This is a genomic window from Bradyrhizobium sp. NBAIM03 (assembly GCF_020194055.1).
In the GTDB taxonomy this organism is placed as follows: Bacteria; Pseudomonadota; Alphaproteobacteria; order Rhizobiales; family Xanthobacteraceae; genus Bradyrhizobium; species Bradyrhizobium yuanmingense.
The window spans coordinates 360,603-385,767 of sequence record NZ_JADYVS010000003.1 but is presented as its reverse complement, the minus strand read 5'-3'; the positions used below and the strand labels follow the sequence as shown (position 1 = coordinate 385,767).

General features: G+C 61.6%; 21 protein-coding genes and 1 pseudogene. 15 read left to right on the top strand and 7 right to left on the bottom strand.

Going from position 1 to position 25,165, the window contains the following annotated elements; all coding sequences use genetic code 11:
* Positions 1–87: 87 nt before the first annotated feature.
* Both I6F21_RS06725 and I6F21_RS06720 read right to left on the bottom strand, forming a co-directional pair.
* Positions 88–438 carry a hypothetical protein gene (locus I6F21_RS06725; protein ID WP_225182973.1) on the bottom strand — a complete coding sequence of 117 codons (351 nt, stop codon included), beginning with the start codon at positions 436–438 and terminating at the stop codon, positions 88–90.
* 303 nt (positions 439–741) lie between these two features.
* Positions 742–1,422: a Crp/Fnr family transcriptional regulator gene (locus I6F21_RS06720; protein ID WP_225182972.1), complete on the bottom strand. Its 681-nt coding sequence runs from the start codon at positions 1,420–1,422 to the stop codon at positions 742–744.
* A gap of 333 nt (positions 1,423–1,755) precedes the next feature.
* Here I6F21_RS06720 and I6F21_RS06715 point away from each other — a divergent pair, with 333 nt between their 5' ends.
* The 6 genes from I6F21_RS06715 to I6F21_RS06690 all read left to right on the top strand — a co-directional run bounded on the left by I6F21_RS06715 (position 1,756) and on the right by I6F21_RS06690 (position 8,921).
* The gene (locus I6F21_RS06715; RefSeq protein WP_225182971.1) at positions 1,756–2,577 is read left to right on the top strand and encodes an ABC transporter ATP-binding protein; all 822 of its coding nucleotides are present in this window, start codon (positions 1,756–1,758) and stop codon (positions 2,575–2,577) included.
* The gene (locus I6F21_RS06710; RefSeq protein ID WP_225182970.1) at positions 2,574–4,505 is read left to right on the top strand and encodes a long-chain fatty acid--CoA ligase; all 1,932 of its coding nucleotides are present in this window, start codon (positions 2,574–2,576) and stop codon (positions 4,503–4,505) included. Before I6F21_RS06715 ends, I6F21_RS06710 begins: the two co-directional genes overlap by 4 nt.
* Positions 4,506–4,623: 118 nt before the next feature.
* Positions 4,624–5,517, top strand: coding sequence for a branched-chain amino acid ABC transporter permease (locus I6F21_RS06705; protein WP_036029874.1), 894 nt, complete (start codon positions 4,624–4,626; stop codon positions 5,515–5,517).
* Positions 5,518–5,520: 3 nt separating this feature from the next.
* A complete protein-coding gene (locus I6F21_RS06700; RefSeq protein WP_036015700.1) occupies positions 5,521–6,594 on the top strand; it encodes a branched-chain amino acid ABC transporter permease in 1,074 nt (357 codons plus the stop codon).
* Positions 6,595–6,636: 42 nt separating this feature from the next.
* Complete coding sequence (locus I6F21_RS06695; RefSeq protein WP_225182969.1) at positions 6,637–7,920, top strand: ABC transporter substrate-binding protein; 1,284 nt, start codon at positions 6,637–6,639, stop codon at positions 7,918–7,920.
* A 161-nt stretch (positions 7,921–8,081) separates the two neighbouring features.
* The gene (locus I6F21_RS06690; protein WP_225111905.1) at positions 8,082–8,921 is read left to right on the top strand and encodes an ABC transporter ATP-binding protein; all 840 of its coding nucleotides are present in this window, start codon (positions 8,082–8,084) and stop codon (positions 8,919–8,921) included.
* 12 nt (positions 8,922–8,933) lie between these two features.
* Here the strand turns inward: I6F21_RS06690 and I6F21_RS06685 are convergent, their stop codons facing one another.
* Positions 8,934–10,085: an AGE family epimerase/isomerase gene (locus I6F21_RS06685; RefSeq protein WP_225148266.1), complete on the bottom strand. Its 1,152-nt coding sequence runs from the start codon at positions 10,083–10,085 to the stop codon at positions 8,934–8,936.
* A gap of 86 nt (positions 10,086–10,171) precedes the next feature.
* Between I6F21_RS06685 and I6F21_RS06680 the strand changes: the two genes are divergently transcribed.
* From I6F21_RS06680 to I6F21_RS06655, 6 genes and pseudogenes are all read left to right on the top strand, one after another.
* Positions 10,172–11,395: an AMP-binding protein gene (locus I6F21_RS06680; RefSeq protein ID WP_225182968.1), complete on the top strand. Its 1,224-nt coding sequence runs from the start codon at positions 10,172–10,174 to the stop codon at positions 11,393–11,395.
* 623 nt (positions 11,396–12,018) lie between these two features.
* Positions 12,019–13,386, top strand: a complete 1,368-nt coding sequence (locus I6F21_RS06675) for a DNA methyltransferase (RefSeq protein ID WP_109143112.1) — start codon at positions 12,019–12,021, stop codon at positions 13,384–13,386.
* Positions 13,379–13,753: a DUF5681 domain-containing protein gene (locus I6F21_RS06670; RefSeq protein ID WP_146207709.1), complete on the top strand. Its 375-nt coding sequence runs from the start codon at positions 13,379–13,381 to the stop codon at positions 13,751–13,753. The genes I6F21_RS06675 and I6F21_RS06670 overlap by 8 nt, the downstream gene beginning before the upstream one ends.
* A 3-nt stretch (positions 13,754–13,756) precedes the next feature.
* Positions 13,757–15,226 (top strand): phage terminase large subunit, encoded by a 1,470-nt coding sequence (gene terL / locus I6F21_RS38985; RefSeq protein WP_225129318.1) that lies wholly within the window; start codon positions 13,757–13,759, stop codon positions 15,224–15,226.
* 400 nt (positions 15,227–15,626) lie between these two features.
* A complete protein-coding gene (locus I6F21_RS06660; protein WP_225182967.1) occupies positions 15,627–15,866 on the top strand; it encodes a hypothetical protein in 240 nt (79 codons plus the stop codon).
* Positions 15,867–16,042: 176 nt separating this feature from the next.
* A pseudogene (locus I6F21_RS06655) lies at positions 16,043–16,222 on the top strand (heme-binding protein); the annotation flags it as partial.
* Here I6F21_RS06655 and I6F21_RS06650 read toward each other — a convergent pair.
* On the bottom strand, positions 16,218–16,367 hold the full coding sequence (locus I6F21_RS06650) for a hypothetical protein (RefSeq protein ID WP_225182966.1): 150 nt from the start codon (positions 16,365–16,367) through the stop codon (positions 16,218–16,220). The pseudogene I6F21_RS06655 and the gene I6F21_RS06650 overlap by 5 nt on opposite strands.
* Before the next feature lie 331 nt (positions 16,368–16,698).
* Positions 16,699–16,830, bottom strand: a complete 132-nt coding sequence (locus tag I6F21_RS38785; RefSeq protein WP_275945413.1) for a hypothetical protein — start codon at positions 16,828–16,830, stop codon at positions 16,699–16,701.
* A 1,198-nt stretch (positions 16,831–18,028) separates the two neighbouring features.
* On the opposite strand from I6F21_RS38785, the gene I6F21_RS06645 reads away from it, so the two are divergent.
* Together I6F21_RS06645 and I6F21_RS06635 are read left to right on the top strand one after the other, a co-directional pair.
* Positions 18,029–18,805, top strand: a complete 777-nt coding sequence (locus I6F21_RS06645) for an outer membrane beta-barrel protein (RefSeq protein ID WP_225129317.1) — start codon at positions 18,029–18,031, stop codon at positions 18,803–18,805.
* 2,117 nt (positions 18,806–20,922) lie between these two features.
* Entirely contained in the window at positions 20,923–21,114 is a 192-nt protein-coding gene (locus tag I6F21_RS06635; protein WP_109143106.1) for a hypothetical protein, read from the top strand.
* 1,703 nt (positions 21,115–22,817) lie between these two features.
* Here the strand turns inward: I6F21_RS06635 and I6F21_RS06630 are convergent.
* Positions 22,818–23,087: a DUF1488 family protein gene (locus tag I6F21_RS06630; RefSeq protein WP_109143103.1), complete on the bottom strand. Its 270-nt coding sequence runs from the start codon at positions 23,085–23,087 to the stop codon at positions 22,818–22,820.
* 228 nt (positions 23,088–23,315) lie between these two features.
* Positions 23,316–24,104, bottom strand: a complete 789-nt coding sequence (locus tag I6F21_RS06625; RefSeq protein WP_146207708.1) for a hypothetical protein — start codon at positions 24,102–24,104, stop codon at positions 23,316–23,318.
* A gap of 487 nt (positions 24,105–24,591) precedes the next feature.
* On the opposite strand from I6F21_RS06625, the gene I6F21_RS06620 reads away from it, so the two are divergent.
* The gene (locus I6F21_RS06620; protein ID WP_225129315.1) at positions 24,592–24,813 is read left to right on the top strand and encodes a hypothetical protein; all 222 of its coding nucleotides are present in this window, start codon (positions 24,592–24,594) and stop codon (positions 24,811–24,813) included.
* Positions 24,814–25,165 lie beyond the last annotated feature (352 nt).

Here is a 25,165-nt window from a genome sequence, read left to right as displayed (position 1 = left end):
AGGCATATTGCGGTCAGGACGTAGTCGTCTTGTATGAAAACGACAATTGCGGCCGCTCGCGCGAGAGGCGCGCAGGCGTCATGCCGATCAGTTGCCTGACCGAGCGGGTAAGATGGGCCTGATCGAAATAGCCAGCGCCCGATGTCGCGTCCAGAACGAGCTGCCGCTCACCAGCAAGGCCGCGGCGCGACGCGCCCGCTCGATCTGCTGATGGCTGCTGAACGTCATGCCCGTAACGCGGCGAAAGTGGCGCTGAACCGAACGCCGGCTCATCCAGTCGACGTCGCCGTCGATCGCAGCATCGGTCGCGTGGCTGCGTGCGATGACACCCGCGCGCGCCATGCGAGCGACGAGACTTTCCGCATCGTCATAGCCTGGAATGTCCCAGCTCAGACCCGAAAACAGAAAACGGCCGTTGGGCAGCACCGGCAACTGCATGTTTTGATGGTCGATCAGTGCGCTCGTCGGTATCTCCGGCAGGTAGGTTCCCAGCCGAAACCGGATCGCGAGCCATTCGCCGCTCGCGGGACTTCGACGAGTGTCCCGCGGGTGACCGGCCCTCGGAGCGTCACCGCCAGAAGCTCCGGGAGCCTGGTGACCACAAGCTCGATATTTCCCTCGGCCATCGACAGGAACGAGCCGCCACGCCGGCTCCGGCTGCGCCATACCCGCTCGACGTAAGGCGAGTCCGACGCGCGATGGTTGAACTCTATGAGCACGGAAGCACCGGGAATGCGCAGATCATCGTTCCTCCCCGTAGCTCCCGAGCCGCGCGATATCGAGGATCGTGACCCCGCCATATTCCAGCCGCAGCAGCCCCTCCTTCTCCAGCCGATTCAGCGCGCGGTTGGCATTCTGGCGGGACATGCCGGAGAGCGCGCCGATCTCCTCCTGGGTGATCTCCAGATGCGCGGTCGATTCCGGATAGAGGATCGGGTTGAACAGCGAGGCAATGCTGCGGGCGAGGCGCGCGGTGGCATCGAGCGTACGGTTGACCTCGAGCATGCCGATGAACTGGCCGAGCCGCTCGTTGAGCTGGCGCACCAGGAAGCGGTTGAAGCCGACGCTGTTCTCGAACAGCCACATGAAGGCGCTGCGTTCCATCAGCGCGATGCGGCTGTCGCGCAGCGCGACCACGTCGTAGCGGCGCGGCTCGTTCTTGAGCACGCTGCCCTCGCCGAACCAGGCCCCTGCCGTCAGCCCGGCAAGGCTGGTCTGCTTGCCGTCGCGCGAGACCCCGCCCATGCGGGCAAGGCCGCCCACCATGCCGGCCCAATAGGCAAAGATATCACCGCGCATGAACACGCTCTCGCCGGTGCCGTAGGACCGTTCCGTGATTCCGGCGCGCGCAACCTCGATCTCGGCTGGTGTGAGCTCACGCGACCAGGCGGCAATGCGCTTCAGATGATCCTCTGAAATCATGATCTCGAAGCCAGCCGCACCGTTCTGTCACCCCATGCTCCTGTTGCACTGCAACAGAATCGCTTCGGCCATCCATCCGACGAAAGATGAAGACCCGCTCGGCCCGACAACTTTGTCGCAGAATTGTCAGGCCGGAGACATTTCAAAATAGCGCTTTCCCCTATTGAGGACCACCTCGGGCGATGCGGCTTTTGATCCCTCACGGGAACGAAGGTGGCGCCGGTCCGGTCGAGACCAATAGCTGCATGGTCTGGCCGGCACGACCGTACTAGGATCGCCTGACAGGAACGGAAGAGCGCCAATCAAGCGCCATCACCGGGAGGGATTCGTTTGGTGGCTACCAGTCTCGAAGTGCGCGGCGTGTCCTTACGATTCGGCGGCGTCCGCGCGCTGACCGACGTCAGCTTCGCCATCAGGGAAGGCGAGCTGTTCTCGATCATCGGCCCCAACGGCGCCGGCAAGACCTCGATCGTGAACTGTATTTCCGGTCGCTACAAGCCGACCGAAGGCCAGCTGTTCTATCGGGACCGCGACATCACCGGCTTGACGCCGAATGCCCGCGCCTCACTCGGCGTCGGCCGTACCTTCCAGAATCTCGCGCTATTCCACCACATGAGCGTGCTCGACAACATCATGGTCGGCCGCCATCACCTGCTGAGGAACAATTTCCTCACGGGCTCGCTGTACTGGCTCACCGGCGCGCGCAAGGAGGAGCTCGAGCACCGTCGCAAGGTGGAAGAGATCATCGACTTCCTCGATCTGCAGCCGGTGCGCAAGGCCACCGCCGGCACCCTCCCCTACGGCCTGCGCAAGCGCGTGGAGCTCGCCCGCGCCATGGCGCTGGAGCCGCGCCTGATCCTTCTCGACGAGCCCATGGCCGGCATGAATTTCGAGGAGAAGGAGGACATGGCCCGCTACATCGTCGATCTCAACGAGGAGTTCGGGATGACGGTGGTGATGATCGAGCACGACATGGGCGTGGTGATGGACATCTCCCACCGCGTCATGGTGCTGGATTTCGGCAAGAAGATCGCCGAGGGCGATCCGGCCACCGTGCTCGCCGATCCGCACGTCAGGCGTGCCTATCTCGGCGAAGAGGACGAGGTGCTTGTCGATCCCGATGATGCCTCTCCGGCGCAGGAGAGCGCGGCATGATGGATTATGCGGGCCGCGTCGCGCAGGCCGACACCTATCCGAAGATGCTCCGGCTCAATGCCAGGGAGCACGGCAACGAGATCGCAATGCGCGAGAAGGATCTCGGGCTCTGGCGCATCTTCACCTGGAACGACTATCAGGCCCGCGTGCGCGATTTCGCGCTCGGCCTCATCGAGCTCGGCCTGGGCCGCGGTGATGTCATCGGCATCATCGGCGACAACCGGCCCGACTGGGTCGCGGCAGAAGTTGCGACGCATGCCATTGGCGGCCTCAGCCTCGGGCTCTATCGCGACGTCCTGGACGAGGAAGCTTCCTATCTCCTCAACTACGGCGAGGCGCAGCTGGTCTTCGCCGAGGACGAGGAGCAGGTCGACAAGCTGCTCATCCTTGCCGAGCGCGTGCCGAAGCTGAAGCACATCATCTATTCCGATCCGCGCGGGATGCGGAAATACGACGACCCGCGCCTGATGCCGGCGGAGAAATTCGCCGAGCTCGGCCGCGCGCGGGCCGCACGCGAGCCGGAGCTCTACGACAGACTGGTCGATGCCACCAGGGGCGAGGACGTCGCGATCCTGTGCACCACGTCCGGCACCACCTCGCATCCGAAGCTCGCGATGCTCGCCGCCGGCCGCGTGCTCGGCCATTGCGCCACCTATCTCGCCTTCGACCCCAAGGGTCCCGATGACGAATACGTGTCGGTGCTGCCGCTGCCCTGGATCATGGAACAGGTCTACGTGCTCGGCAAAGGTCTGCTCTGCCGGATGAAGATCAACTTCGTCGAAGAGCCGGACACGATGATGAACGATCTGCGCGAGATCGCACCGACCTTCGTTCTGTTCGCGCCCCGCGTCTGGGAATCGATTGCCGCCGACGTCCGTGCCAAGGTGATGGACGCAACGCCCTTCAAGCAGCGCCTGTTCGACATCGGCATGAAGTCGGGCCTTGCCGCGCTCGAACAGGGCAAGCGCTCGGGCTTTGCCGACGCGATCCTGTTCCGCGCACTGCGCGATCGCCTCGGCTTCACCCGGTTGCGTTCGGCCGCGACCGGCGGCGCGGCGCTCGGGCCTGACACCTTCAAGTTCTTCCAGGCCATGGGCGTGCCGCTGCGCACGCTCTACGGTCAGACCGAGCTGCTCGGGGCCTACACGCTGCATCCCGAGGGCAAGGTCGATCCTGATACCACCGGCGTACCGATGGCCGACAATGTCGAGATCCGTATCGACAATGCCGACGTCCACGGCGTCGGCGAGATCGTCGTGCGGCACCCCAACATGTTCCTCGGCTACTACAAGAACCCCGAGGCCAGCGTCGCCGACATCAAGGACGGCTGGATGTGCTCGGGCGACGCCGGCTATTTCAACGCCAACCACCAGCTCGTCGTGATCGACCGCATCAAGGATCTCGCCGAGACCTCCCGGGGCGAGCGCTTCTCGCCGCAATTCATCGAGAACAAGCTGAAATTCTCGCCCTATATCGCCGAAGCCGTGGTGCTTGGGGCCGGCCGCGACGCGCTCGCGGCAATGATCTGCATCCGCTACTCCATCATCTCGAAATGGGCGGAAAAGAACCGCCTCTCCTTCACGACCTACAGCGACCTCGCCTCACGGCCGGAGGTCTACGCGCTGCTGCAGAAGGAGGTCGAGACCGTCAACGCCACGCTGCCGCCGGCCCAGCGCATCTCGCGCTTCCTGCTGCTCTACAAGGAGCTCGACGCCGACGACGGCGAGCTCACCCGGACGCGAAAGGTGCGCCGCGGCGTCATCAACGAGAAATACGCCGGCATCATCGATGCCATCTACCGCGGCGATTCCGACATCCCCGTCGACACCGTGATCCGCTTCCAGGACGGCACCACGCAGCGGGTGCGAACGACGCTGCGCGTGGTGGACCTCGGCGGGCACGGGCACATGGCGGAGGCTGCGGAGTGATACAGATCCTCGTCATGCGCGGGCTTGACCCGCACATCCATCCTCTTCCGAACAGTCTTCCTTCCTCATCGATGGATTGCCGGGTCAAGCCCGGCAATGACGGGCTGAGTCACCCAACATGAACACCGCCTTCCTCATCCAGCTCCTGGTCAACGGCCTCGTGGTCGGCACGCTCTATGGCGTAGTCGCGATGTCGTTCGTGCTGATCTACAAGGCGACGCAGGTCGTCAACTTCGCGCAAGGTGAATTGCTGCTGGTCGGCGCCTGGGTGTGCTGGGCCTTGCTGGCGAAATACCAGGTGCCGTTCTGGATCGGCATGCCGATCACGCTGGTGTTCATGTTCGTGTTCGGCATCGCGGTGCAGGTGCTGATCCTGCGGCCGATGATCGGCGAGCCCATCATCTCGGTGATCATGGTGACGATCGGCCTCTCCACCGTGCTGCAGGCGACGCTGAAATGGATGTTCGGCGTCAATCCGCAGCCGTTCCCGCGCGTGTTCGAGAGCCAGTCGGTCGACCTGTTCGGACTGCAGATCCAGACCGTCTACGTCATGAGCCTCGTGGTGTCGGTCGCGATGATGATCGGCATGGCCTGGTTCTTCCGCGCGTCGAAGTACGGCCTTGCGATGCGCGCCACCGCGTTCAACCAGCAGGTGGCGCAGTCGCTCGGCATTTCCGTCAAGAGCGTGTTCGCGATGGCCTGGGCGATCTCGGCGACCGTCTCGGCGGTCGCCGGCGTCGTCGTCGCCGTCGTCAATGGCGTGTCCTCGGGCCTTGCTGCCTACGGCATCAAGGTGTTTCCGGCGGCGATCCTCGGCGGGCTCGATTCCGTCGGCGGCGCGGTGCTCGGCGGCATCATCATCGGGCTTTTGGAGAACGTCGCCCAATATGTCGACAGCGAGTATCTGCACTGGGGCAATCTCTACGAGATCGCGCCGTTCTACGTTCTCATCATCGTGCTGATGATCAAGCCCTACGGCCTGTTCGGCACCCACGACATCGAGCGGATCTGATCCATGGCCGGCCCTGCCCTCATTCCCGCTGGTGATTTCCGCACCACTTACGCCGCGGACACCACGATCTTCCCGACCACCACCAGCCGCAACTTCGCGATTCTGGGCGTCGCGCTGCTCTGCCTCGCGCCGCAACTCTTCAGCGGCTACTGGCTCAGCATTTTGATCCAGATCGGCATCTTCTCGATCGCGGCGCTCGGCCTCAATATCCTGGTCGGCTTCACCGGCCAGATCTCGATCGGACACGCGGCCTTCTTCCTGCTCGGCGCCTTCACCTCGGCCTACATCTCCAATAATGCGCCGATCCCGGTGTTCTTCGCGATCCCGCTCGCGGGACTCGTGACGGCGCTGGTTGGGTTGATCTTCGGCATCCCCGCGGCGCGGCTGAAGGGACTCTACCTCGTCATTGCAACGCTGGCCGCTCAATACATCCTGCTCGACTTCTTCTCGCGCGCCGAGTGGTTCTCCGGCGGCTCGGTGCCGGCGAGCGCCGAGCCGTTCTCGATCTTCGGCTACACGCTGCGGGGCGACAGGCAATATTTCTACGTCGTGCTGGCCTATGTGCTCTTGAGCTACATCCTCGTCACCAACCTGATGCGCACGCGCGATGGCCGCGCGCTGGTGGCGATCCGCGACCATTATCTCTCCGCCGAGATCATGGGCATCAACCTCACCAGGTACCGCACGCTGTCGTTCGGTCTCGCCGCCTTCTTCGCCGGCATCGCGGGCGCGCTCTACGCGCACTATCAGCTCGTGGTCTCCCAGGAAGGCTTTGGCATCGAGCGCTCAATACTGTTCCTGGCCATGATCATCATCGGCGGCACCGGCTCGATCATGGGCACGCTGATGGGCACCGCCTTCGTGGTGCTGCTGCCCGAGGCGATGGAGTTCATCAGCCATCATTTGAAGGGCGGCGCGATCGACAAGGCGCTCTCGCTTAACACCAACATCACCTTTCTGCGCGAGATCGCGATCGGGGTGATCATCATCGCATTCCTGATGTTCGAGCCCGATGGGCTCGCGCATCGCTGGCGACAGATCAAGGCGTATTGGAAACTCTACCCGTTCTCGCATTGAGCACGGCTACTTCACTTAAACGATAACAGGAGGAACCAACCCATGAAGACCAAATCGCTTTTAAGCACCGCGTCGCTCGCGTTTGCGATCGCTGGTTTTGCGGCCAGTGCGCAGGCCCAGATCGCCGTCGGCCATCTCGCCGACTACTCCGGTGCGACGTCGGACGTTGGCACGCCCTACGGCCAGGCCGTCGCCGACACCTTTGCCTGGATCAACAAGAACGGCGGTATCGGCGGCAAGCAGGTCAACCTCGATACCAACGACTACGGCTATCAGGTGCCGCGCGCGATCGCGCTCTACAAGAAGTGGTCGGCGCCGGATGGCAAGGTTGCAACGATCATGGGCTGGGGTACCGCAGATACCGAAGCGCTGACCGGCTTTGTTGCGCAGGACAAGATTCCCTATATCTCCGCCTCCTACGCGGCGGCGCTGACCGATCCGGAAGGCGTGAGCGGCAAGGCCAAACCCGCGCCCTACAACTTCTTCTACGGCCCGAGCTATTCGGACGCGATGCGGGCATTGGTGACCTGGGCGGCGGAAGACTGGAAGGCCAAGGGCAAGAGCGGTAAGCCGAAGTTCGTCCATATGGGCGGCAATCATCCGTACCCGAACGCGCCGAAGGCCGCCGGCGAGGCGATCGCCAGTGAGCTCGGCTTCGAAGTGCTGCCGCCGATCGTGTTCGCGCTGACGCCCGGCGATTACTCCGCGCAATGCCTCAGCCTGAAGAGCTCCGGCGCCAACTACGCCTATCTCGGCAACACCGCAGCCTCGAACATCTCCGTGCTCAAGGCCTGCAAGACCGCCGGCGTGGACGTGCAGTTCCTCGGCAATGTCTGGGGCATGGACGAGAACGCCGCCAAGACCGCGGCTGACGCCGCCGACGGCGTCGTCTTCCCGCTACGCACGGCCGTAACCTGGGGCGGCAACGCGCCAGGCATGAAGACGGTGATGGAAATCTCGAAAATATCGGATGCAAGCGGCAAGGCCTATCGCCCGGTGCACTATATCGCAGGCGTCTGTAGCGCTCTCTACGCCAGGGAAGCGCTCGACTGGGCCGCCAAGAACGGAGGTGCCACCGGTGAGAACGTCGCCAAGGGCTTTTACCAGAAGAAGGACTGGGTGCCGGCCGGCATGGACGGCGTCTGCAATCCCTCGACCTGGACCAACAAGGACCATCGCGGCACCCTCAAGGTCGATCTCTATCGCACCAAGGTCTCCGGTTCGACCAATGCCGACCTGAACGACCTGATGGCCAACGGCACGATCAAGCTCGAGAAGGTCAAGACCGTCGAGCTGCCGCGCAAGCCGGAATGGCTGGGGTGGTGAGCCCGGCTTTCACCACGCGAACACTGTCATCCCTCGCGTTGTGCGCAATTGCGCACCCGGGCGGGGGATCCAGTACGCTGCGGCTTCTCGATGAATCTCAGGCGCCTCTGGAATACTGGGTCGCCCGGTCAAGCCGGGCGATGACAGCGGAGTTTTGAAGCATGACCGACACCCTCGAAGCATCCCGCGCCAAGCCAACCGCCGTGGAGTCCGCTCCCCTCCTCGCCGTGCGCAACATCGAGGTCGTCTATGACGATGTGATCCTGGTGCTGCGCGGCCTCAGCCTCGACGTGCCCAAGGGCGCGATCGTAGCGCTGCTCGGGGCCAACGGCGCCGGCAAGTCCACGACGCTCAAGGCGATCTCGGGGCTGCTCAAGACCGAGGACGGCGAGGTGACGCGCGGCGAGATCCTGTTCGAGGGCGAGCGGATCAACGGCATCGATCCCGACAAGATCGTCCGCCGCGGCATCTTCCAGGTGATGGAGGGCCGGCGCATCGTCGCCGACATGACCTCGCTCGAGAATCTCAAGCTCGGCGCCTTCACGCGCCGGGACCGCGAGGTCGACGCCGACCTCGACATGGTCTTCAGCTATTTCCCGCGCTTGAAGGAGCGCACCGGCCTTGCCGGTTATCTCTCCGGCGGAGAGCAGCAGATGCTCGCAATCGGCCGCGCGCTGATGGCGCGCCCGAAAATGATCCTGATGGACGAGCCTTCGATGGGCCTCTCGCCGCTGCTGGTGAAAGAGGTGTTCTCGATCATCCAGAAGATCAACCGCGATCTCGGCGTCACCATCCTCCTGGTCGAGCAGAATGCACGCGCTGCGCTCTCCGTGGCGAGCCACGGCTACATCATGGAGCAGGGCAAGGTCGTGCTCGACGGCAGCGCCGACGCATTGCGCGACAACGAGGACGTCAAGGAATTCTACCTCGGCGGCGCCGGCGACCAGCGCAAGAGCTTCAAGAACCTCAAGAGCTTCAAGCGGCGCAAGCGCTGGCTGTGATCCACAAGGAGCCTAGCCGAGCACCTGCTCGGCTTCCGTGACCGCGCAGAGAACATGATAGAACGACGACGCAGGAATGGTGTCGATCAGCGATTTGCCGTCGCGATCGAACTGGTCGTACCAGCCGCCCTTGACGGGATGGCTGAGATAATGCCGTTCGAGCCGCACCAGCGCCGCGCGCGCCTCGTCCGCCGCACCCGCCTCGCCGGATTCGGCCTGCGCGATCCACGCCTTCGCGATCTCGGTTTGCGGCCACAGCCGGCGCGTGCTGCGGCGGATGCTGCCGCTTGCATCGCCCTCGTCGACGAGGCAGCCCGTCGCCTCGTCACGATAGCGCAGCGAGGTCTCCAGCAATTCCGCACGCCGCTGGCTGGTCGGGCATCCCGTGATGCGTTCAAAACTCTTCAGCAGCCAGACCCATTCCGCCTGGTGACCCGGCTCGACGCTGACCGGCTCGATCTTCGACCAGTCCTCCTCGAAATATTCCGACAATACGTGCCTCTGCTTGTCGTAGAGGTTGGCGAGGAACAATGCGAAGAATTCTCCGGCACGGTTCTGGAACGACAGATCGTGGGTCGCCTCGAAGCACGCGATCATCGCCTCGAACAGATGCATATGCGGGTTCTGCCGGCGCGGCAGCGAGACCGGAAGGCCTTCGTGAACGCCGCCATGCGGCGAGCGCAGGTGGCCGTCGAGGAAGGCGAGCAGCGCATCGATCTCGGCGCGGACCTGCGCATCCTGGTCGAGCGCATAGACGCTGGCGAGCGCAAACAGGATGAAGGCGTGGTCATAGGCATCACGCCGGGCATCCAGCACCGATCCGTCCGGCGTCAGCCGGTGCACATAGCCGGGCCGGCCATCGGGCGCCTTCGCTTTGGCCAGCAGGTGCTCCAGCCCCTTCAGCGCAATCGCGCGCCCCTCGGGATACCAGCCCATCTGTGCCGCCTTGGCGTAGCACCAGATCTGGCGGGCCTGCACGAACACGCGCCGGGGCGCGGCGGCATCCGCCGCACCGTCGCGGTGCAGCCGGTCGATGAAGCCGCCTGCGGCGTGATCCCAGCCGACCGTCGACCACAGCGGCAGCGCCTCGTCGATCATACGGCGCTTCAGGCGCGCAACGACGTTCGACGCCTCGTCCGCCGCAATGATTCCTTCGTCCGCCATCGGGTCCCTTTCAAGCCTCGCCACTGGCGGTCTGATAGCCATGCCGGTGGCGGCGCGCAACGGATGCCAACACGGAAAGAACAGCCATGACCGCCCATTACGACGCCCGCGAGACGCGTGAGCAAGCCGCGCGCGAGGCCGACCTGTTCGCCCGCCTCCCGGAGGTGCTGCGAGCCGCGATGGCCGCCCCGGCCTATGCCGAGCGGCTGAAAGGCTTCGATCCCGCCGCCGTGACCTCCAGGGCGGCTCTGGCGGATTTGCCGGTGTTGCGCAAGTCGGAACTGCCCGCCCTGCACAAGGCCTCCGCGCCCTTCGGAGGCTTCGTGGCGGCGGCGCCTGGCTCGTTCGCCCGCCTGTTCACCTCCCCCGGTCCGATCTTCGAGCCGGAAGGGCGACAAGCCGATCCCTGGCGCGGCGCAAGGGCGCTGTTCGCAGCCGGGTTCCGCCCCGACGACATCGTCCTCAATACCTTCAGCTACCATCTCACCCCCGGTGGGTTCATCTTCGATGCGTCGGCGCGCGCGCTCGGCTGCGCGGTGATCCCGGCCGGCCCCGGCAACACAGAACAGCAGTTCGAGCTGATCGAGGCCTACCGGCCGGTCGGCTACAGCGGCACGCCGGACTTCTTGAAGATTCTGCTCGATGCCGCGGCAAGCTCGGGGCGTGACGTTTCCTCGATCAAGCGCGCGCTGGTCTCGGGCGCAGCGTTTCCGCCCTCGCTCCAGGCCGAGATCAAGGGGCGCGGCATCGATGCCTACCAGGCCTTCGGCACCGCCGATCTCGGCCTCATCGCCTTCGAGACCGAGGCCCGCGAAGGCATGGTCGTGAACGAGGACCTGATCCTGGAGATCGTCAAGCCCGGCACTGGCGATCCGGTCGCACCAGGTGACGTCGGCGAGATTGTCGTGACTTCGCTCGACCCGCACCATCCCTGGATCCGGCTCGCGCTCGGCGACCTCACCGCGGCCCTGCCCGGCACGAGCCCGTGCGGGCGCACCAACATGCGCATCAAGGGCTGGATGGGCCGCGCCGACCAGACCACCAAGATCAAGGGCATGTTCGTCCGTCCCGAGCAGATCGCCGAGATCGGCAAGCGCCACGCGGGGCTCGGAAGACTTCGCCTCATCGTCACGCGCCAAGGCGAGACCGACGCCATGACGTTGAGAGCGGAAGCTGCGCCCCCTAGCGACTCGCTACGCGACGACATCGCGGCCAGCTTGCGCGCGATAACGAAGCTCGGAGGAGCCGTCGAGCTGGTCGGTCCCGGCACGCTGCCGAATGACGGCAAGGTCATCGTGGACGAGCGCTAAAACTCCAAAATTCCATTCCCTGCGAACAGGGAATTCTGCAGGGAAAATCATTCCAGCGTGCCTGACCGCGACGCATGAACACGTGGGAAGTGCCTTGAAATCTTGGGCATCTCGGCCGCGGAGCGACAAAACTGGAACAGGGAAATGTCCGGTGTAGAACAGGCAATGCACCCGTCCGAAACAGGGACCCGCCAAGGCGCTCAAGGCAGGCTGACAAGTTCATCACTTCGCCGATTTCAAAATCGGAGCGGCGAAGCGATCTAGGTCGATCGTCAGTCATTTCCCCCGGCTGGTTCCGGTTGGTCTTCGCGGGTGTGGGGCGACCGGAACTTCAGCGGCGAGCATGGCGTGCAAGCCTGAAATTCCCGAGCCGGCCCAACCCAATTCCGCTTTAGGCGGGCCAAGGGGACGGCGCTGGGTCGGTTGGAAAACCAACCGGCTCGCCCACCCCAACCTTGAGGTGATCTCGTTGCCGCTGGATTGGCCTATCACGGGCCACGACCACGCGTGCCTTTCGGCTTTGAGCCGTCCTCCGGCTCATTTCATCGATGAGAGCGCCCGTCCTTCTGTTACAGAGCCGATATTCCGGTGCTTAGAGGGCCTTTATTTGCGCCGGAGCAGTCATGCCCATCGAAAAGTCGAACTCCCCTAGACTGTGGCTCGACTATCTTCCTGTACAGATTCTGACGAAAAATGCCCGCAATCCGCGCCGCCATCCGCAGCAGCAGATCGATCAAATTGCCAAGAGCATCAATACGTTTGGAGTGAACAGACCAATCGGCGCCGACGAAAATCTCAAGATCATCTACGGCAACGCGGTCGTCACCGCTGCCGAGCAACTCGGGATATCGGAATTACCGGTCGTCATTATTCGACACTTGTCGCCGGCCGAGAAACGGGCTTTCGCCCTCGCCGACAACAAAATCGCCGCCAACGGCACCTGGGATCTTCAACTTCTCAGAGAGGAACTGCAGGTCCTTGTCGATCTGAACTTCGATTTCGACGCGATCGGATTTGACACGCCAGAGATCGATTTGATCCTGGATCAGCCCTCCGGGGACGATGACCGCCTGCCCGAGCTTGGACCTGCCGTGCCGGCGGTCACCAGGCGAGACGACGTCTGGCGGCTTGGCAGCAGCCGGCTGATCTGCGGCGATGCCTTGGACGAGCAAGCCTACAAGACCCTCCTGCACGATCAGCGGGCACGCGCGGTGATCGCCGATCCGCCCTACAACGTTGCCGTCGACGGCCATGTCAGCGGCCGCGGCAGCATCAAGCACCGCGAGTTCGCCATGGCCTCCGGCGAAATGACGCCGCAACAGTTCACCGAATTTTTGACCACGGCCTGCGTGCTCTCCGCCAGATACAGCGTCGATGGCTCGCTGCACTACATATCTATGGACTGGCGGCATTCGTTCGAGCTGTTGACCGCGGCACGACGTGTTTACGCCGAGCATAAGAACACCTGCGTCTGGGCCAAGACCAATGCCGGCATGGGTTCGTTCTACCGCTCCCAGCACGAACTCGTTCATGTGTTCAAGAACGGCACCGCGCCGCACATCAACAACATTGAGCTCGGCGTCCACGGCCGCACTCGAACCAATCTGTGGACCTACCAGGGCATCAACAGCTTTGGCCGGCAGCGCGACGAGCTGCTGGCTTTGCATCCCACCGTGAAGCCTGTTGCCTTGATTAGCGACGTGATCAAGGACTGCACACGGCGCGGCGACCTTGTTTTGGATCCTTTCGCAGGATCCGGAACCACCGTGATCGCCGCAGAGAAGACCGGCCGGCGCGCCGCTCTGTTAGAAATCGACCCGCTATATTGCGACGTCATCGTACGCCGTTGGCAAAATCACACCGGTCAGACCGCAATCTGCGTCAGGACTGGCCGTAGCTTTGCCGACCGAGAAGCGGCGGCCGCCGCCCTGACTTACGCGCGGCCGCTTCTGCTGCCTGGCCCCTCTCGCAAGGGAGACGCTCGTGACTGACGATCAAGGGGCGGGCTACGGCCGCCCGCCCATTTCAGGGCGCTTTACGAAGGGGCAGTCAGGTAATCCCAAGGGTCGGCCAAAGGGATCGCGCAATCTCAGGACGGACCTGAGCAGCATGATGAAAAGGCGCGTCCAGATTCGCGAGGATGGCGAACCGCGCTTGGTGAGCCGGCAGGAGCTCGTGCTCCTCAGACTGTTCGAGCGGGCCGCAAAGGGCGATACCAAGGCCTGCACGCAACTGTTCAACATGATCATGAAGTTCGAGCCCGGGGAGCAATCCCACAGCGAGACCACAATCGTCACCGAGCATGATCAAGAGATTATTGCAGATTTTCTACGCCGCCATTCCAAACATGAGGAGTGATCCGTGCCGATCTCCACCCCAGCCCAACGCGATGCGATCTATCGCAGCGACTTTCTTGCCTTCGCCATGAAGGCCTTCTACGTCTTTTCCAGCGACACGTATTCGCACGAATGGTTTCATGAATCGGTCGCCCAAAGACTAAATGGCAGCATTGGACGCGCAACAAGACAGATCATCAACGCGCCGCCCCGCGCGCTCAAATCCTATCTCGTTTCGGTGGCGTGGACCGCATTCAGACTGGGCCAAGATCCCACTCACAAGTTCATATGCGTCAGCTATTCCCAAGACTTAGCAAACAAGCATTCGGCCGATTGCCGACGAATTATGGAATCGCCCTGGTACCGCGCGCTATTTTCAACACGTCTGGACAAGAGCACTGAGAATCAGCTCGCGACAACGAATGGGGGCTGTCGGTTAGCAATGTCCGTCGGCGGCACTTTAACCGGCTTTGGCGCCGACACCATCATCGTTGATGACCCGCTCAACGCAGCCGGGGCGGCTTCCGATGTGACGCGCAAGCACTGCAACGAGTGGTTTGATCGTTCGCTCATGTCGCGCCTCAATGACAAGTCCAAAGGCGGCATCATCGTCCTGATGCAGCGCCTGCACCAGCAAGACCTAACCGGCCACCTCATCGAAAGAGGAGGCTGGGATCATCTGGTGCTTCCGGCTATTGCGGCGCAGGACACGAAGATCCGGCTGCAGAATCGATCCTTTGTTTGGAAACAAGGACACCCTCTACAAGCGAGAGAACCCCTCCAAGTATTGGACGACCTCAAGAGCCAAGTGGGATCGCTGGTATTTCAAACACAATATCTTCAAGATCCCGCTCCGGATCAGGGGAATGACCTCAAGCGGGAATGGCTCCAGTCGTATGATGTCGTTCCGACCCGTCAGTCGGGGGACGAAGTCGTACTCTCCTGCGATATGGCCGCGAAAGCTAGCGAGAACAGCAACTACTCGACTTGTTTGGCCTTTCTTGTCCGCAATCGGAACCAGTATCATCTTATTGACGTTTGGCGAGGAAAGGTTGCCTTCCACGAGCTTTGCCAACTCATGCAGACGCAAGTAGCCAAACACGCGCCTAATGCCGTGCTCATCGAAGATACAGCTATGGGCTCTCCGCTGGCTGGTGAGCTCATGCGGGTTGGGCTGCAAGGCATTGTTGCGATCAAACCGACCAAAGACAAGCGGACGCGTATGAGCGGCGAGACCGCAAAGCTGCAGGCCGGCTCGCTCATCTTGCCGCGAACGGCACCCTGGCTCGACGATTTTATGTTGGAGTACGTCTCGTTTCCGTTCGGCAAGACCGATGACATGATGGATGCGTTGTCCCAGTTTCTAACCTGGCGCACCGAAGCCGAGCGACGGGTCACCTTCAAGGCAGACTGGGGCGCGTCGAATGGATTGAGTGGATCGGTGGCAAGGCTTGGGGCTCCTTCGGCAAGCGAAATGCTCCATCTTTTGAGATAACGCACATCCTCTCGTCGAAATCACCGGCGCGCCAGGCATACTCGCCAGCGCTGTCCTAGAGGTTGTCAAGATGCGGCCCAGGACCTGGGCCAACTTTCCTACTCGGCATCAACAAATCTTGTCTGAACTCATCGGCTCTTTTTCGTGCATCAGATGGATCGTTTTCGATCGCTGGCCAGCCGCCGAGCCAACGCAAGCTGATGATTCTCGCAGATCGCCCCCAAGAACGCTGCCGTCTCGGACCATCTACGCCGATGCTGTGGCACTATTGAATGAGCAACCTCGACGCTCTGGCCTAAATTGAAGAAACCCGAGGTCCAGCACGCAGATCAGCACACTGGCGTATCCCAGTTGAAATTGTCGAGCCCGCACAATCCGAGCTTCCGGGCCGTCTTGAGCTTTGCAGACCATCGTGCGGCAAAACGCAGATTTCCAGAACGAAGCTGAGTGGCCGTTGCTCAACTATCCTCTGCTTTGGGAACGCGATGCGCCCGCCTCTGCTCACCAGAGCGGCCCGCTCATAGCGCTCAAGCCCGTTGAGCCGCCGCACTTTGCCGGCGCAAAACGCTCCAACAAATCGGCCAACATCGCCTGGCCTACCGGCATGAATGTGCTGTTGATGTCGACGTGGCCAAGATGAGATCAAGGTGCTGGCCGCGCGCGCCGCCTCGCACAGCCTGACGCTGCGACCGGCTGGTCGGATATCTGCCGCGCTATGCCGGCCTTGCGTCGCGTTTCGCGCCGCTGGCAATTTGCGCAACGGCAGCCCGCTGTTGCGGAAGCTGTTCGAGTACTTTGCCTTCATCAGCGCACGCCGGGCGCTCCCCCGGCGCGCTCGCCATGGGCATGGGCTCGCGCGCTTTGTTCCAGCGCGCGCAGGAGCAGGCCCATTTAATGCATGCCGTTAACACGATTGCCAAGGGCGCGCTGGTGCCTGTCCCCGGCGGCGTGCTGATCATGGACGGCGCGACCTTGCTCGGCGCGGTCGGCGTCAGTTGAGCTGCAACCGAGCCTGCGCGCCGTCTTTCGCCTTGAGCATCCGCATTGCCATCGGCAGCGTCACCAGGGCGTCAATCTCAACTAGGTTGCCAGCGAGCGCGCGGAACTGGCCGGCAGCTTTCCCCTTGAGCGGCGCCAACATCGCGGCGGCCACTCCCGAGCTCACTTGGCACTGAACGAGGGCGCCCCCTCTTCAATGATCAGGATGACGTTGGTTTTCGTGCGCGCGAGAGCGCGGCCGATTTCACTTTCAGAAGAATGACGTTTGTACGGGGGGCGAGAGATGAGCACATAACGTTTTGCCTTTCGAGCAAGAGCTAAAGCCCAGGGGCGAAATGATCGACGTTAGACGGCCCCGCGCACCTTTGGGCGTGCGCCTTGGACATACGCGCGCGGCCCCTGGACATGATTTATGTGTTTGCCGCTCATCCTCGTGTTGTGGTATTCTGTCGCGAGACGATCGCTTCCACGCACTAAAGCGGGTCGCTCCCCCTGCGCCCGACCGGCGAGACGATGCCGATATTCAGAAGCTCCTCGAGCTCGGAGGCCCTGAGCTTCAAGCGTTTCAGTACCTGATGTTCGTAATAGAGCGGCGGTTCGACCATGGTGGCTCCCTCCGAGAGGGGAAGCCGGCCACGTCCGAGGTTTGTCTGTCAAATTGTGGGAGTTGTGAGTCCTCGCGACTTGAAAAATGAAGCGATCGCAATGATGTCCTCGTGATGTTGGTTTTGTCTGGAGTTTGCCTTGATTCACTCGGGATCGATTCGTTGCTCGACAATGCCATCGAGAACGCCGACGGACCGCTAAATCTCAGACACTTCGTGCACTGTCGAAAAAGCCAACAAACTCTCGCGGTTGACCGAGCTCAGTTTTCGGTGGGTCCCAAGCGCTTGCTGGGGCTCACGGAGAGCAAGCCATGTGCGACGAAACGGAAGGCCTGGACACCGCAACTCTGTTCGCCGACGACCATCAACTCCCGCCGCATCCGTCGGCCGCCGCCGACCACCAGCCTTAGCATCCGCCGGCGCGACCGGATGTACCTCACGAACCACTCCTGAGATCAAGAAGACGATGCTCGCCGCGGCCTCTCCCGAACAAATGATCGAGCGTTTAGCGGCTCTTCCGCGCAAGCTCGCCGCGCTCAAGTCACCTTCAACGCCAGCTAGCTTGCCAGCCTCCGCTAACACTACTCATTGAGAGGTCTTAGGCTGTGAAAGCAACCTGCCCTGCAAGGGAGCTAAGACCGGAACTCCAGATTGAAGAGGAAAGCGGAAGCGGATCACCTGCGAGATTCACAGTGCGATTTGCTCAAGCGCCGCCGACGTTCCCGCCTACATGCAATCCTGTCCAGGTTTGATGCCTAGCAGCCGTGGGCGCCTTGGTGAAAAGCGGTACACTTTGGTCAGCGGCTTCGACAGCCGACGTCATACTCGCCAGAAAGCCTCGCGCAGGTAGCACTCACCCGACGCCCTTCCCGCGATCCTGCAGCGGTTCCAACTTCTAAATCACGAGCCGCGATGTGATGGGAAAGCAACACCCGTTGTCCAAGCCGGCGCCGCTGGTGAACTCCAGCCCGAGATACGTTTTTCTCGTTCCGCCCTTAAGAGCTGCGGTATCAAACCTGCCGTTGTGTGCGCGATAGAGTGCATTTAGTTCCCTAAGTACCTGTAGAATTAGGCTTCTTTAAGAGCGCGGGTGTTGCGCCGGAGCTACAGCAATTCTGCCTGAGGTGAGTACGCTCAGTTTGGCAGGTGGGCGAATGCACTGATTCATTGAACTCGTTATTATTGGGGAGACACTCGAATGAGAAAACTTTTCGCGGCTGCGGCCGGTGCTCTGGCACTTGGTCTAGCGGCTCCCGCCAGTGCGGCGGACTTGGCCGCTCGTCCGATGACCAAGGCTCCGCCAATGGTGGCCACTATCTACGACTGGAGCGGCTTCTACATCGGCGTCAACGGCGGTTGGGGCTCTTCGCGTACTTGCGCCGATATCGTGGCGGTTGGCGTTGTTCCGGTCGTGCCGGCTGTGGCCGATGGTTGCCATGACGCCAGCGGCGGAACGGTTGGTGGCCAGATCGGATACCGCTGGCAATCAGCCAACTGGGTCTTCGGCGTTGAAGGCCAGGGCAACTGGGCGGACTTCAGCGGCAGCAACATTGGCCTTGCCACGGGTTTCGACAATCACACCCGGATCGATGCGTTTGGGTTGATTACCGGCCAAGTGGGCTACGCCTGGAACAACGTCCTGCTCTACGTCAAGGGCGGTGCAGCGGTGGTTGGCAATCGCTACGACACCTATATTCCGCCTGGCTTCATTGGTGCCGGTACGCTCCTGGCGTCAGCACGCGACACGCGCTGGGGTGCCACCGTGGGCGCTGGCGTCGAATTTGGCTTCGCTCCGAACTGGTCGGTCGGTTTCGAGTATAACCATATCTTCCTGGACGACCATGACACGATTTTCACCACGCCAGCTGGGGCTACTTTCGGCACCGCTCGTATCGGACAGGATGTAGATCTGGCTCTGGTTCGGGTGAACTACCGTTTTGGTGGTTTTGGCGCTCCGGTCGCTGCCAGGTACTGATTATCTCCACTAAAGAAACAAAGGCCGGCTTTTTGAGCCGGCCTTCTGCTTTGAGGCTTAGGCGAAGCCTTACCGACAAGTCCCCACGTCGAAGCTCGCAGATGAGCTAAGCTTTCGTGTTCCCAGAACCTCATGCAATCTGCTGGGCGATCGGGCAGACCCTCAAAATTTCAACGTTTCAGAGATCTCGAAAAGACCGGGCTGCCGCGCACAAAGCATTTATCGAGCGTTCGGCAACGAGAGGTACGATAGCCGTTTACTTCCAACATACATCCAATCTCCAATATGAAGCAGGCCCGCTCCTCCTGGACCAGACAAGAAGACGAGATGCTGCGTGAGTGCTTGTTCATCTCGGCGCGCCCGTCGAGTTCATTTCCGAAACGCTGAACCGAACCGAGCAAGAGCTTCGCCTGCGCGGTTACCACATTGGATTGCCAACGAAGTGGTTCAAGCCCCGTAGCGCCGCATAGGTACCGATGCTTCTAGTGGCGCTTTCGCTCCGTCCGACCGTCCATATACTTCACGGCGGCGAATGTGACGCCCAGAGCCAACACGGCAACGCCGCCAGCAATCAAAAAGCCTGCCACCATAGCCCGACCATTAATTCCTGCGGGCATCAAGACAGCAATTCACGATATACTACGGGTGTGAAACAAAGGACCGGGCGGCGCGCTTCCGCAGAAGTTGTCGCATTTCCGCTACAGCATTCGCCAACCGTCGTTGCTAGGCTTCTACGCTCAGTGGAGGCCCTAGCCATGTCAACGGAAGTCGCTCAGAGCACTGACGGGGGCGAACAACGCACGAAGGTTGCTCCAGTCCACGCTCAAACGATAAGTGCAGAAGTTAGTGTTGACCTCTCGGTGTCCGCGGCGTCTGCGGATGGTCCTCTTGATCTCTACTTGCCTAGAAAGTGGAGTTGGGGGCCGGGAAAATCCTCCGTTGGTTGGTAGGTGGCCGTTCAGACGTAGCGCGGCCTGGCCCCTTTGAAATACGACTCGGTAACTTGCCAGTGGCAGCGGTGCTGCTTTGATTTCTGTGTGCCCCGCCAGACGCCACACACCCACAAATGCTGACGGCCGACCTCTCAAGATCACTTTCGGCCAGATGCGCGTGATGGCCGTGCGAAGCGTCGCGGTCTATTGCGCCGATTACCGATGCAGCCATAGCGTTAACAGGCATGCCTGAGGGGGATTGCATTTGTGGCCGGCACGGCTGATGTCCCGTCGCCGCCCGGATTTCAACAATTCCTCAAGGGCCATGTGAGATCTGACGCAAGCGCTTGAGGATTCGCCAGACTTGCGTGGCGGACCATCTGCCTTGCCCGGCTGGCGTAGGAACGCAGGTCTCATTGAGTTTCTTTGCAAGCGCCCCCAAGGACGTGGCACCGGACTTCTGGAGAGCTTCGATAAGAGGGGCTAGCTCGGCTGCCCGCGCGTTCGCGCGAGCCTCCTGAACCGTTCTGGGCGCCGGTTGCTTCAAAGGCTACTCAGTCCTGTCGCTTGGCATGTGATGTCTGCTGGCCATTGGTACGACAATCGTCTCGAAACCTGCGGACCACTCTGGCAGTCGCGGGAAAGTACCGCAATAGAGAGCCGCCAGCCTAAACCGGCCGGACCACGGCAGGTCGTTTTCCACGCCCACGACGCGCGGTAGATCGCGCGACGGATGAGCTCCAAGGGATCGATAATTTGCGAGGTACTTACATTGCCGCCTTGAGGGGGGCATTCCTCGCCCTGCACGCCACCACACGCCTACCACGCCGGCCGGCCGCTCAAGATCACCTTCGGCCAGATGCGCAGATGGGCCTTCACGGAGTCCTGGTCTACTGCCATTGCGGCCACCACATCGCTCTGAGCGCAGATCGCTGGCGCGACGATGTTCGCCTGTCTGATATCGAGCCGCGCTTCGTCTGCGGCGAATGCGGCAGTCGGGGATCTGACGTTAGGCGGGATCTCGAGAGCGGCAAGCCACCGCAATTTATGAGTCCGAAGCGCCTCTGAGCATTCGTCGCTCTATCAGCGCGGCGCCGTGAGAGCTCTGACCGGGCAGCGGCGCCATCAGCTTTGTCCGCAGAAATTTGCCCCGGTCCTCGGGGGCATTTTCTTAAGGAGTAAAGCGTGAAGGGTTATGTGTTTAAGGCTGGCGCTCAAACGGCCATTACAAAAGAACCTGACGGAAGCAACCTGCCGCCGCCCAAGGTCGGCTCTTGGGAGCGGATCAAGGAGGTGAAGGATGTCACGGTGCCAGGCTTGATCGGCTTCGATCCCGAGACCTTCAATAAGCAGGGCTATCAAATCTGGCCTCCCTAAGCTTCGAGCCCCGCCGGTTTCACCCTGGCGGGGCCGTGCCGCTCATACGTGCCTATGCAGGCCCCAAAAGGCCGTAAGGAGAAGGGCCACGGCTCCGATCACCAGCAGGATGAGAATGGCTTCCAGCATGAAGAAGCAAGCTCCGCCCGAGCCAGAGGCTGCATGAACCTGCGAAGGCACCCCGCAGTCAAAGCAGGTGCAACACTCCTGCGTCTACCAGAACGACGATTGCGAGCACGGTTTGAAAGCAGGCAAAGAGTACTTTCATGTCAGCGCTCCTTAGCCGTTGCCCGGCAAGGTGAGCGCTTATGGTTAATGTTTGCTTAATGGAGCAGGCCCGCCAGCGTGAACCGCCGAGCACTCACTTCTTCAAACAAAGCCCGACTGTCGGCGACGTCCCGCATTTCGCTCCGTCGACTGAGCCCCCGCTTGGACAGAACACCGACACTAGCGTTTCGCTGTTGTCGCAATTGACGGCGCCATCAGCTTGCACTGAGCGGATATTGACCGTCCCCGGATCGCCCTTGTCTCCCTTCTCACCTTTCGGCCCCTGCGGCCCTTGTGGTCCTTGCGCACCCGCTGGGCCCTGTGGTCCCGGTACCCCCTGAATCCCTTGGGCACCCTGCCGGCCGGCCGGCCCCTGCGGCCCTGGATCACCTTTAGGTCCAGGCTCTCTGCCACAGGCCGCAAGGATGAGCGCGGCAGTCATAACTCCCACGGTGATCATTTTGTGCATTGCGATCCTCCCAGTTATCGAACCCATTTAAACGGGGAGAGCCGCAAGAGAGAAGCCCGCCAACGTGAGCTGGGGGGGCGCGGACCAGAGCGGTACCGCCGTGCTCGATAACACGTTGGTGAACGAAACACCTTCCCCCTCCGATCGAAGCATCCCGGAAACAGACGGGGGCCAGTCTTCCATTTGGACCTTTTCATGGGGAGACTTCAGATGATTGCACTTCAAGGAATTGCGGCCGTCCTTGGTGCCGGATTGTTCTGCTGGATTTATTCACCCGAGCTCGGCACCGATGTGGTGCTTGCGAAATCTTCAACAGGGAATTAGTCGAGAGGGTTGCCCCTCAGATCTTACGATCTCAACTTTGGCCCTCTCGTTGCACCTCGGAGGGCGCGCACTATGGTCTGTCCCTGAGCGGGCAATGGAGCAAGCTAGCTCTGACCAACCGCGACTTCCAGGATTCTCCGGAATGCCAACTGCACGCTCGTCGATGGCTAGCAAACTGTCGAACGCGCAGCGCAATGGGACTTCGCGCCCCTCGCCCAACAAATCCGAAGTTTGAGATAACCGGGACATGGATTGATCCCATCACCCGTGGGAGATGGCTGTCACCCGAAAGGTAGATCGCCCGGCCGACATTCACCTTCGAGGTTTTGCGTAGGCGCCCCTTTTCCTTCGCCCGCGTTGCGAGGGCTATCTTGCCATACCAGCGTAGTAGCTTTCGATTGGGGGGCACGCCTGAGTCGCGGCGGGTCAAAGAGCCGACCACGAATTATCTACCGGCTGTGAAAAGGCGCGATTTTGCTCCCTCCCGCTCGCACCACGTGTCATGATTTATTCCTGAATCAAGGAATGAGGCCTTAAGGCCGCAGCGTGAAGCACGTTGAAGCTCCCTTTGGGCCGACCCCGGAAGCCGCAGCGCGGCTCGCCGCCAGCGTCGGAGCTGCGGGCCATAAATCCGCAGGAGCCGTTAGGGCGGGGTGAGCTGCTCGGTACGGACCACGGGCCTGGTTTCCCCCTGGTCGTAATTCCCGCTCGCGATCGCTTCGATTTTCCAACGGTACTGCTCAAACGTGCCTCTGAGGTCCGTTTGACGGGTCCCATCCTTTGCGGCGCGATCGAGCAAGGCAGCCCAAGTGACGAAGCAAAGGACGCGCTGTTCGCTGTCCAACATCGCAAACGCGATACCTTCGAAAAGTCGGAACTCGATATCGCGAGACGGATCGGTAGTAAGGGGCATTTGAAATCTCCAATAGGCAATCCCTCGATTTTGGTGGGTTCTGTCGTTCCTCACAAGGGGTGGAACGGTGGCCTACGGCAGGCCAAATTGGTGCGCATGCGGCAGACGGCGTTACTGGAAACGAGCGCATCCAGATCACGTAAATTGCTCTGATCGCCGCGGGGGTGCTGAAGGTGCCGACGCCGGCGCGGTTGTGCGTCCGCAAACGGAGGCCCGCAGGCAGATGAGCTATTTCTTGTACAATCCCTTACGCCCCTGCGCATTGCCGAACATGGAATCGACATCGCCAATCAGCAGGAAGGAATAGAAGTGAAGATTGCCATGGAGATCGACCACGGTGAGGGTATCGTTCCCGCCACGTGCATCACCCGAGAGCCCACCCCCATCGCCGTATAATCTCCCGCCTCCGGGCTGGGCTTCGTCCCCGATCGTGAAGGTGAGGTTATCATTGCCACCGTGCGCGTGATCGGCCATGCCGAAGGCATCGCCGTACAGAATTGCCGAGCCGGTCTGGCCGGTCTGGAGAGCGATCAGCGTGTCGTTGCCGCCATGGACGTGCCCGGACATGGTTGTGCCATCGCCCACCAGAGTGTTCAATGATCGGCCGCCGAACGCGCCGATGACGATGTCGTTGCCGCCCTGCACGTGGTCAGACATGGCACCCTCGGCGTCCCCATAGAGTGTGAAGCCGCTGCGAACCGAGCCCGTGCTGTCGCCGATCACCGTGTCGTTGCCGCCCCTGGCATGGCCTGACATGGATTGTGCATCGCCGTCGATGATGACGGTGTTGAGCGAGCCGTCGATGTTCACCCTGAGTGTGTCGTTGCCGCCTTGGGAATGATCCAGCAAGGTCGCAGTATCGCCCACCAGGTTGACGAACGTCATGGCCTCGATGTTGATCGTAATGGTGTCGTTGCCGCCATGCGCATTGGCCGGGAACTCAGGGTCGCCGAATAAGGCTTCGAAGCTAACTTGCGGGAGTGTCAGCGTGATCGTGTCGTTGGGCAAACGGCACATGGCAACTCCAATTTCAAGGCGGAGAGGACGTGGAGATGTGAGGATCGCTTCAACGGTCAAAGCTACTTCGGGTTGATGACCGAGATTCGCTCGGAATTGGACTGATTGCGACCGCCGCGCGCCCTCGATCACTCTGGTAAACCCGATCAACGGGCGGGAGCGTCTTGCCAACGGAAGTGGGGGTTTGGCGGCAACTGTAAGCCGCGGCTTCCCTTGAGGCGCTACCGCTAGATGTCACTTTACAGTGCAGAGCGGACGTTTGCAGTGGAACGACAGACCGACGCTTCTGACCCTCAGCGGACGTTCAGGCTGCCTTTTCGAATCTTCCTTGAAGAGGGCGGGCGCTCCCCTTGAGGGGGCGATTTGTTGCAACTCGCCTCTGACGGGCCGAGATGGAATGGGCCGGCAACCTACGCGAGGTAGTCATTCCAAGGAAAGCATGCGATGCTGACGCCCAATTGAACGAACTTTCGGCCTGAAGACTAGTGTGTTGGCAATGACTCGAAAAGAATACGTAGAGCAAAGCAAGGAACATGCGCTCTCGCTGCTGAACGTTGGTCGGGCACGTGAGGCGGTTGCCTCGATGATGGTGGATATGCGGATTAGCGCGAACTTTGGCGTACCTCCCGAAATCCACGCAATAGGCATCTGCGCCGCTGCGGCGGACGACGCGTCCGGAGTTCGCGCCTACATCGAGGGCTTCAACTGACAGTGCTCGGCAAGGCCTGTCCGCCTCTGGCCTAACCTTCCAGGTGCGCAAGCTCGTCCGACTCCGTTCTGACAGCGGACCTCAGCTGTTGCACGCCCCTGAATGGAGTGAACGGGCGAGTCTTTGTGACCGTCGTCGGAATGATATTGTTGCAATCTAAGTTCCAGCTCTGCGCGAATTGCAGGCCCGCTCGCAGCGGGAGGTCGGGGGCTTTGGTCTGCAGGTCTGCCGCGCTGCGCTCAAGATTGCTCGGGGGCTACTTCTTCAACAGCAGTCCCAACGTTCGCGCCATGCGCCTCACCGATCCGGTGTGGCGGCCGAGTTCGGCGGCTATCCTCGCTGCGCCGACTCC

What these genes read in the sequence shown, in the direction of transcription:
- I6F21_RS06725 (WP_225182973.1), bottom strand. Translation starts at nt 438, where the DNA reads ATGCAGTTGCCGGTGCTGCCCAACGGCCGTTTTCTGTTTTCGGGTCTG.
- I6F21_RS06720 (WP_225182972.1), bottom strand. Translation starts at nt 1,422, where the DNA reads ATGATTTCAGAGGATCATCTGAAGCGCATTGCCGCCTGGTCGCGTGAG.
- I6F21_RS06710 (WP_225182970.1), top strand. Translation starts at nt 2,574, where the DNA reads ATGATGGATTATGCGGGCCGCGTCGCGCAGGCCGACACCTATCCGAAG.
- I6F21_RS06705 (WP_036029874.1), top strand. Translation starts at nt 4,624, where the DNA reads ATGAACACCGCCTTCCTCATCCAGCTCCTGGTCAACGGCCTCGTGGTC.
- I6F21_RS06700 (WP_036015700.1), top strand. Translation starts at nt 5,521, where the DNA reads ATGGCCGGCCCTGCCCTCATTCCCGCTGGTGATTTCCGCACCACTTAC.
- I6F21_RS06695 (WP_225182969.1), top strand. Translation starts at nt 6,637, where the DNA reads ATGAAGACCAAATCGCTTTTAAGCACCGCGTCGCTCGCGTTTGCGATC.
- I6F21_RS06690 (WP_225111905.1), top strand. Translation starts at nt 8,082, where the DNA reads ATGACCGACACCCTCGAAGCATCCCGCGCCAAGCCAACCGCCGTGGAG.
- I6F21_RS06685 (WP_225148266.1), bottom strand. Translation starts at nt 10,085, where the DNA reads ATGGCGGACGAAGGAATCATTGCGGCGGACGAGGCGTCGAACGTCGTT.
- I6F21_RS06680 (WP_225182968.1), top strand. Translation starts at nt 10,172, where the DNA reads ATGACCGCCCATTACGACGCCCGCGAGACGCGTGAGCAAGCCGCGCGC.
- I6F21_RS06675 (WP_109143112.1), top strand. Translation starts at nt 12,019, where the DNA reads ATGCCCATCGAAAAGTCGAACTCCCCTAGACTGTGGCTCGACTATCTT.
- I6F21_RS06650 (WP_225182966.1), bottom strand. Translation starts at nt 16,367, where the DNA reads ATGTTGGCGCCGCTCAAGGGGAAAGCTGCCGGCCAGTTCCGCGCGCTC.
- I6F21_RS38785 (WP_275945413.1), bottom strand. Translation starts at nt 16,830, where the DNA reads ATGGTCGAACCGCCGCTCTATTACGAACATCAGGTACTGAAACGCTTG.
- I6F21_RS06645 (WP_225129317.1), top strand. Translation starts at nt 18,029, where the DNA reads ATGAGAAAACTTTTCGCGGCTGCGGCCGGTGCTCTGGCACTTGGTCTA.
- I6F21_RS06630 (WP_109143103.1), bottom strand. Translation starts at nt 23,087, where the DNA reads ATGCCCCTTACTACCGATCCGTCTCGCGATATCGAGTTCCGACTTTTC.
- I6F21_RS06625 (WP_146207708.1), bottom strand. Translation starts at nt 24,104, where the DNA reads ATGTGCCGTTTGCCCAACGACACGATCACGCTGACACTCCCGCAAGTT.